Source organism: Microcystis sp. M53602_WE12 (assembly GCF_030065455.1).
Lineage (GTDB): Bacteria > Cyanobacteriota > Cyanobacteriia > Cyanobacteriales > Microcystaceae > Microcystis > Microcystis aeruginosa.
The window spans coordinates 1-7,121 of the sequence record NZ_JASJFB010000632.1 but is presented as its reverse complement, the minus strand read 5'-3'; the positions used below and the strand labels follow the sequence as shown (position 1 = coordinate 7,121).

General features: G+C 45.7%; 7 protein-coding genes and 1 pseudogene. 7 read left to right on the top strand and 1 reads right to left on the bottom strand.

All coding sequences use genetic code 11. The annotated features are described in order from the left end of the window. The 6 genes and pseudogenes from PX482_RS20080 to dxs all read left to right on the top strand — a co-directional run. Positions 1–132: pseudogene (locus PX482_RS20080) on the top strand (aspartate-semialdehyde dehydrogenase); the annotation flags it as partial. A gap of 536 nt (positions 133–668) precedes the next feature. Next, on the top strand, positions 669–1,559 hold the full coding sequence (gene dapA / locus PX482_RS20075) for a 4-hydroxy-tetrahydrodipicolinate synthase (RefSeq protein ID WP_002758601.1): 891 nt from the start codon (positions 669–671) through the stop codon (positions 1,557–1,559). 237 nt (positions 1,560–1,796) lie between these two features. Next, positions 1,797–3,545, top strand: coding sequence for a ribonuclease J (locus PX482_RS20070; protein WP_002758603.1), 1,749 nt, complete (start codon positions 1,797–1,799; stop codon positions 3,543–3,545). Between the two features lie 5 nt (positions 3,546–3,550). Continuing rightward, positions 3,551–3,748, top strand: coding sequence for a hypothetical protein (locus tag PX482_RS20065; RefSeq protein WP_080603607.1), 198 nt, complete (start codon positions 3,551–3,553; stop codon positions 3,746–3,748). A gap of 9 nt (positions 3,749–3,757) precedes the next feature. After that, complete coding sequence (larB, locus tag PX482_RS20060) at positions 3,758–4,528, top strand: nickel pincer cofactor biosynthesis protein LarB (RefSeq protein WP_288026021.1); 771 nt, start codon at positions 3,758–3,760, stop codon at positions 4,526–4,528. 73 nt (positions 4,529–4,601) lie between these two features. Then, positions 4,602–6,512: a 1-deoxy-D-xylulose-5-phosphate synthase gene (gene dxs, locus PX482_RS20055; RefSeq protein ID WP_288026023.1), complete on the top strand. Its 1,911-nt coding sequence runs from the start codon at positions 4,602–4,604 to the stop codon at positions 6,510–6,512. Between the two features lie 69 nt (positions 6,513–6,581). On the opposite strand, the gene PX482_RS27835 is transcribed toward dxs, so the two are convergent. Continuing rightward, positions 6,582–6,722: a hypothetical protein gene (locus PX482_RS27835; protein WP_002758606.1), complete on the bottom strand. Its 141-nt coding sequence runs from the start codon at positions 6,720–6,722 to the stop codon at positions 6,582–6,584. A 228-nt stretch (positions 6,723–6,950) separates the two neighbouring features. On the opposite strand from PX482_RS27835, the gene PX482_RS20050 reads away from it, so the two are divergent. Continuing rightward, the coding region (locus PX482_RS20050; protein WP_288096055.1) for a DUF433 domain-containing protein at positions 6,951–7,121 on the top strand (171 nt) is incomplete at its 3' end.

Below are 7,121 nucleotides of genomic sequence, written 5' to 3'. Positions count from 1 at the left end.
TCCCATCCTAACGGTCTAGAATTGTGGCTATGCGGCGATCAAATTCGCAAGGGTGCGGCTTTAAATGCCGTGCAAATTGCGGAACTTTTAGTCAAGAAAAATCTCGTCGGTTCAAGATTAGCAACAGTTTGATAATTAAGCTATCAGCCATCAGCTAGATCAAGGCGATAATAACTAGACCTCTGGTAAAAATCAAAAATTGTTGTTAGGGTTAGGAGTCAGTAGTCAGTAGTCAGTAGTCAGTAGTCAGGAGGATTAAGAATGAATAATAATCAATTAAATGGTCTATTTACAGACTTTAGGCAATTTAATCCTTATTTTTGCCGTTTTTGAATCCTCAAAAATTAATTATGCAAGAGGTTAACTAGAACGTAGGTTGGGTTGAAGCATGAAACCCAACGCCCGATTATGTTACGCCACCGCTAACCCATCCTACAAATAATTAAGTGGGTGGGTGGAATTAAATATAAGATGAACGTAGGTTGGGTTGAAGCATGAAACCCAACGCCTGATTATGTTACGCTACCGCTAAACCATCCTACAAATAACTAATTGTGCCTCCCTACTTAGGAGGATTGCCAGATTCTTTCTTTTGCCTCTTGCCTTCAGAAGTTGATAACTGATAACTGATAACTGATAACTGATAACTGATAACTGATAACTGATCAATGAGTGAAACATATTTTGGACGAGTAATTACGGCGATGGTGACACCCTTCACCGTCGAGGGTCAAGTTAATTATGCCCTGGTGGAAAAATTGGCCGATTATCTAGTTACCCACGGTAGCGATGGTATAGTGGTCTGTGGGACGACGGGAGAATCACCCACCCTAAGTTGGCAGGAAGAATACGAACTATTTAGTATTGTCAAAAAAGCGGTTAATGGTCGGGGAAAAGTGATTGCGGGGACGGGTTCTAATTGCACTTCCGAAGCGATCGAAGCGACCCAACAGGCTGCTAAACTGGGTTTAGATGGTTCTTTACAAGTGGTTCCCTACTACAATAAACCTCCCCAAGAGGGTTTATATGAGCATTTTTGCGCCATTGCCAAAGCTTGTCCCGATCTGCCAGTAATGCTTTATAATATACCTGGTCGCACGGGTCAAAATATGACCCCAGAAACGATTATTAAACTGGCAGCAGTTGATAATATTGTGGCGGTAAAAGAAGCTAGTGGTAATTTAGAACAAACCTGTAAGATTTACTGTCATACTCCTGAAAATTTCGCTATTTATTCCGGCGATGATTTTCTCACCTTACCCCTGATGACCTGTGGTGCGGTGGGAGTGGTCAGTGTTGCTAGTCATCTAGTGGGAGAAGAAATCCAAGGAATGATTCAAGCTTTCTTAACTGGAGATGCGGCCAAAGCGATCGAGATTAATTTGAAATTATTTCCCCTGTTTAAAGGTTTATTCTGTGCCACTAATCCAATTCCAATTAAAGCGGCCTTAAATCTAGTCGGTTGGGAAGTGGGGGGTCTAAGACTTCCTTTATGTTCCCTAAGTCCCGAGTTAGAAGAAGGATTAGCAAAAGTTATGCAAGAATTGGCTTTAATCTAGAAAAATACTAGAAAATTTGGCTCACTAAACTAGGATTTTTTCGAGAAATAGGTTATAATGTTAATAGCTTAACTAGAAAAAAATATAGTTTAGAACGGCTAGAAAGTATTGATATAAGTGAGTTTAGCTAGGTATTATTTTCCTAGCAAGAATTGTTCTAACTATTCATTTTTTGAGATTTCCCGTCCAAAAAAACCACCTGAAAAATCACCATAACTTACCATCAAAGGACACCTAATGAATCAAGATAAAACCCAAGCAAAACTAAAGATCATTCCCCTAGGAGGACTACACGAAATCGGCAAAAACACCTGTGTTTTTGAGTACGATGATGAGATTATTCTCCTGGATGCCGGTTTAGCTTTTCCTTCCGATGATATGCACGGGGTCAATGTAGTGCTTCCCGATATGACTTATCTAAGAGAAAATCGCCATAAAATTAAGGGTATGATCGTCACCCACGGTCACGAAGATCATATCGGTGGCATTCCCTACCATCTCAAACAATTTGATGTACCAATTATCTACGGTCCGCATCTAGCGATGGCTTTATTGCGGGATAAATTGGAAGAAGCAGGATTAGCAAATCGTACCAAATTAGAAACCGTAGTTCCCCGGCAAATGGTGCGTTTAGGTAAATCTTTCATGGTGGAATATATCCGCAATACCCACTCGATCGCCGATAGTTTTTGTGTAGCAATTCACACTCCTTTAGGGGTAGTTATTCACACAGGAGATTTTAAAATTGACCATACTCCCGTGGATGGCGAATTCTTTGATCTACAAAAAATTGCCGAACATGGCGAGAAAGGGGTGCTATGTTTATTGAGTGATTCCACTAACGCGGAAGTACCCGGTTATACTCCTTCGGAAGCTTCCGTTTATCCCGGGTTAGAGCGGGTTTTTAACCAAGCAACGGGACGGATTATGATCACTACCTTTGCCTCCTCAGTGCATCGGATTAATCTGGTGTTGAAATTGGCCCAGAAATTTAACCGGAAAGTGGTGGTAGTGGGTCGATCGATGTTAAATGTCATCGCTCATGCGCGCAATTTGGGGTATATAAAATGTCCCGACGATATATTTGAACCCCTGAAAGCGACCCGCAATTTAGCTGATGATAAAATCGTCATTTTAACCACAGGATCCCAGGGGGAACCTTTAGCGGCCATGACGCGGATTTCTAAGGGTGAACATCCTCATATTCGTGCGCGTCAGGGGGATACGATTGTCTTTTCCGCTAATCCGATTCCGGGTAATACGATCGCTGTGGTCAATACAATTGATCGCCTGATGATGCAGGGTGCTAACGTAGTTTACGGACGCGATAAGGGAATTCACGTTTCCGGCCATGGTTCCCAAGAAGACCATAAATTGATGCTATCTTTGACGCGGCCGAAGTTTTTTGTGCCAGTGCATGGAGAACACCGAATGCTGGTCAAACACGCTCAGATGGCCCAAAGTATGGGGATTCCCGCCGAAAATATGGTAATTGTCAAAAATGGTGACACGATCGAGTTAACTAGCGATCGCATTGGACTTGGCACACCAGTGCCTTCGGGAATCGAGTTAGTCGATCAAGCGGGTGTGGTTCACGAACACATTATGCAGGAAAGACAACAGTTAGCCGAAGATGGTGTGATTACGATCGCATCCTTCGTTAACAGTGAGGGACAATTAAGCGCACCCCCAGAGATTAATTTGCGCGGTGTGGTGACAAAAGTGGAAATCCCGCTGCTGAATCAGCTAATTATTCGGGCGATCGAACGCTGTTTAAGCGATCGCATCGGTGAATTTAAAACCGCCACGGGGTCCCCGGATTGGGCCGGTTTGCGGGCCGAAATCGAGACGACTTTGCAACGTTTAATCAAACGGGAGTTACAGAGTCAACCCCTAGTGATTTTTCTCCTGCAAGCGGCGGCAACGGAACCAGCGAACAATCGTACTTATCGCCGCCGCCGTCCCGCAGCTACCATGGCCTCCTAATAGCAGTGGGACAGGAGACTCCCAGACAGGAGTCTCCGAGACAGGAGACAGGAGATTATTTTTATTTATCCTTCCCATCCCCCCACACCCCACTTCCCCACTTCCCCACTTCCCCACTTCCCCACTTCCCCACTTCCCCACTTCCCCACTCTCCCACTTCCCCACACCCCACACCCCACACCCCACACCCCACTTCCCATTGATAACTGATCATGTTCCATGCTGCCGATTTGCGATCGCTGCTGACCGCCGTTGCCAGGGGAGAAATTAACCCGGAGACAGCCTTAGATAAACTTAAACATCTGGCCTTTGAACCGGTGGAAGACTTCGCTAAAATTGACCATCATCGTCAATTAAGAACGGGATTTCCGGAGGTTATCTGGGGGCCGGGTAAAACCACCGCTCAAATCGCCCAAATTATCGGTGTATTGCGTCAAAATAGTCCCGTGGTTATGGCCACCCGCATTGAAGCAGAGATAGCGGCCCAGCTACAGGAACAGGTGACAGACTTAGTTTATTATCCCTTAGCCCGCATCTGTGCCATTGCCGCAGCCGCTCCAGAAAATCCCCCAAAAGGTACAATTTCCATCCTAACGGCGGGAACTGCCGATATTCCCGTAGCGGAGGAGGCGGCGGTTACTGCTCAATTATGCGGTTTTTCCGTGCAGCGTCTCTGGGATGTGGGAGTAGCGGGAATTCATCGCCTCTTGAATCATCGCCATCTACTGGATGCTGCCGATGTGTTAATTGTTGTTGCGGGAATGGAAGGAGCCTTACCAAGTGTGGTAGCGGGATTAGTTGATCGCCCGGTGATCGCCGTTCCCACCAGTATCGGTTACGGAACCAGTTTCGGTGGTATTGCTCCTTTGTTAACTATGCTCAATTCCTGCGCGGTCGGTATCGGTGTGGTTAATATCGATAATGGTTTTGGGGCTGCCATGTTAGCCAGCCAAATTTTACGCACGGCGGCCAGATTAGCCTAGATTTTCCCTCATCTCAGGCTGAAAATCCTATACAGTTGGTATAGGGATAAACTACTTTGAAAAAGAAGCCGATATGCACCTAAGTGAAATTACTCATCCCAACCAGTTACATGGTTTATCACTCCGTCAATTAGAAGATATTGCCCGTCAGATTCGCGAAAAACACCTCCAGACGATCGCCGCTACCGGTGGACATTTGGGACCGGGGTTAGGAGTCGTAGAACTAACGATCGCCCTTTACCAGACCCTCGATCTCGATCGAGATAAAGTCCTTTGGGACGTGGGACACCAAGCTTATCCGCACAAACTCCTTACCGGTCGCTATAACGATTTTCACACCCTGCGCCAAAAAAACGGCGTTGCGGGCTATCTAAAACGTTGCGAGAGCAAATTTGACCATTTTGGGGCTGGACACGCCTCTACGAGCATTTCTGCGGGGTTAGGAATGGCTTTAGCCCGGGATGCCAAGGGGGAAGATTTCAAGGTGGTATCGATCATCGGGGATGGCGCTTTAACCGGGGGTATGGCCCTAGAGGCGATTAACCATGCTGGACATTTACCGAACACCAACATCATGGTTATCCTCAACGATAACGAGATGTCCATTTCCCCCAACGTCGGGGCAATTTCCCGCTATCTCAATAAAGTTCGTCTGAGCGAACCCGTCCAGTTTATCGCCGATAATCTCGAAGAACAATTTAAAAATCTACCCTTTTTCGGTGACTCCCTCACTCCCGAAATGGAACGAGTCAAAGAAGGAATGAAACGGTTAGCAGTTCCCAAAGTCGGCGCAGTGATTGAGGAATTGGGCTTTAAATATTTTGGCCCGATTGATGGTCATAATATTCCCGAATTAATCGCCACTTTTAAACAGGCCCATAAGGTCCACGGACCGGTTTTCGTCCACGTTGCCACCGTTAAAGGCAAAGGCTACGAATGGGCCGAAAAAGATCAAGTGGGTTATCATGCCCAAAATCCCTTTAATTTAGCCACGGGTAAACCGATTCCCTCCAGTAAACCGAAACCTCCCGCTTATTCCAAAGTTTTCGGGCATACTCTCACTAAATTAGCGGAAAATGACCCGCGCATTATCGGTATCACCGCCGCCATGGCCACGGGGACGGGATTAGATAAATTTCAGGCAAAACTGCCGAAACAGTACATCGATGTGGGAATTGCCGAACAACACGCGGTTACTCTCGCTGGTGGTCTTGCTTGCGAAGGAATGCGCCCGGTTGTCACTATTTACTCTACTTTCCTGCAGCGGGCTTTTGATCAGATTATTCATGATATCTGCATTCAAAATCTCCCGGTTTTCTTTTGTATGGACCGGGCCGGTATTGTCGGGGCCGATGGACCGACCCACCAAGGGATGTACGATATCGCCTATCTGCGTTGTATCCCCAATATGACCATTATGGCCCCGAAAGATGAGGCGGAACTGCAAAGAATGGTGGTGACGGGGATTAATCATACCAGCGGCCCCATTGCCATGCGTTACCCCCGGGGCAACGGTTTAGGGGTTCCCCTGATGGAAGAGGGTTGGGAAGCTTTACCCATCGGTAAGGGCGAAATTCTCCGCAGTGGCGATGATGTTCTCCTGTTAGGATACGGCACGATGGTCAACACTTCCCTACAGGTGGCCGAAATCCTCAGCGAACACGGCATCGAAGCCACAGTGGTTAATGCTCGTTTTGTCAAGCCCCTTGATACAGAACTTATCTTTCCCCTTGCCCAACGTCTTGGTAAAGTGGTGACTTTAGAAGAAGGTTGTTTGATGGGTGGTTTTGGTTCTGCGGTTTTGGAAGCTTTACAGGATGCTAATATTCTAGTTCCGGTCAAGCGTTTCGGGGTTCCCGATAAATTAGTGGACCACGCAACACCAGAGGAATCCTTCGCTGATTTGGGTTTAACCAGTCCCCAGATTGCCCAACAGGTTTTAGCGGCATTTTTTAGCCAAAAACAAACCGCTAACGTCGGTTAAAATCTCAAGATTAGCTTGGCCAGTTTTCCCGAAAAATTAGGGAAGACTGGTTTTTTTTGGTCTAGATAGTCAATGAAGACTGCCGGAAATAAATAGTGAGGGGAACGAACCACAGAGACACAAAGGACACAAAGATCGATCACTACTATATAAGTTAAATTTATCACACAAAGAATAAGAGAGTCCAGTAGCTTTAAGAGCATCAGCCATGAGTTGGTCATCAATGACAGTGTTAGTTCTCGTAGTATCCCTAGTTGTGTATAGTAGATTAAACCCCTTGCATAATTAATTTGTGAGGGTTCAAAAATGAGAAAAAAGGTTAAATTTTGTCAAGAAATTGCTTGAAGTTTTGTAAAGTAACTTGACTTAAAGACAGAATTGTGCATAGTAGAAGTAGGCGGAGAGAAGATTGGACGATTACAAGCAACTGAATTACCTATGGAAAACCAACTTTGGCAGCGAATCACACTCGATTTAAATATCTGTCATGGCAAACCTTGCCTTCGAGGATTGCGTTATCCTGTTGAATTTATCCTAGAATTACTTAGTTCTGGCATGAGTATCGAAGATATTTTAGCCGACTACGATGATTTGGAACGGGAGGATATT

Excerpts from the sequence above, each read along its gene's own strand:
- dapA (WP_002758601.1), top strand. The coding sequence starts at position 669 with ATGAGTGAAACATATTTTGGACGAGTAATTACGGCGATGGTGACACCC.
- PX482_RS20070 (WP_002758603.1), top strand. The coding sequence starts at position 1,797 with ATGAATCAAGATAAAACCCAAGCAAAACTAAAGATCATTCCCCTAGGA.
- larB (WP_288026021.1), top strand. The coding sequence starts at position 3,758 with ATGTTCCATGCTGCCGATTTGCGATCGCTGCTGACCGCCGTTGCCAGG.
- dxs (WP_288026023.1), top strand. The coding sequence starts at position 4,602 with ATGCACCTAAGTGAAATTACTCATCCCAACCAGTTACATGGTTTATCA.
- PX482_RS27835 (WP_002758606.1), bottom strand. The coding sequence starts at position 6,722 with ATGGCTGATGCTCTTAAAGCTACTGGACTCTCTTATTCTTTGTGTGAT.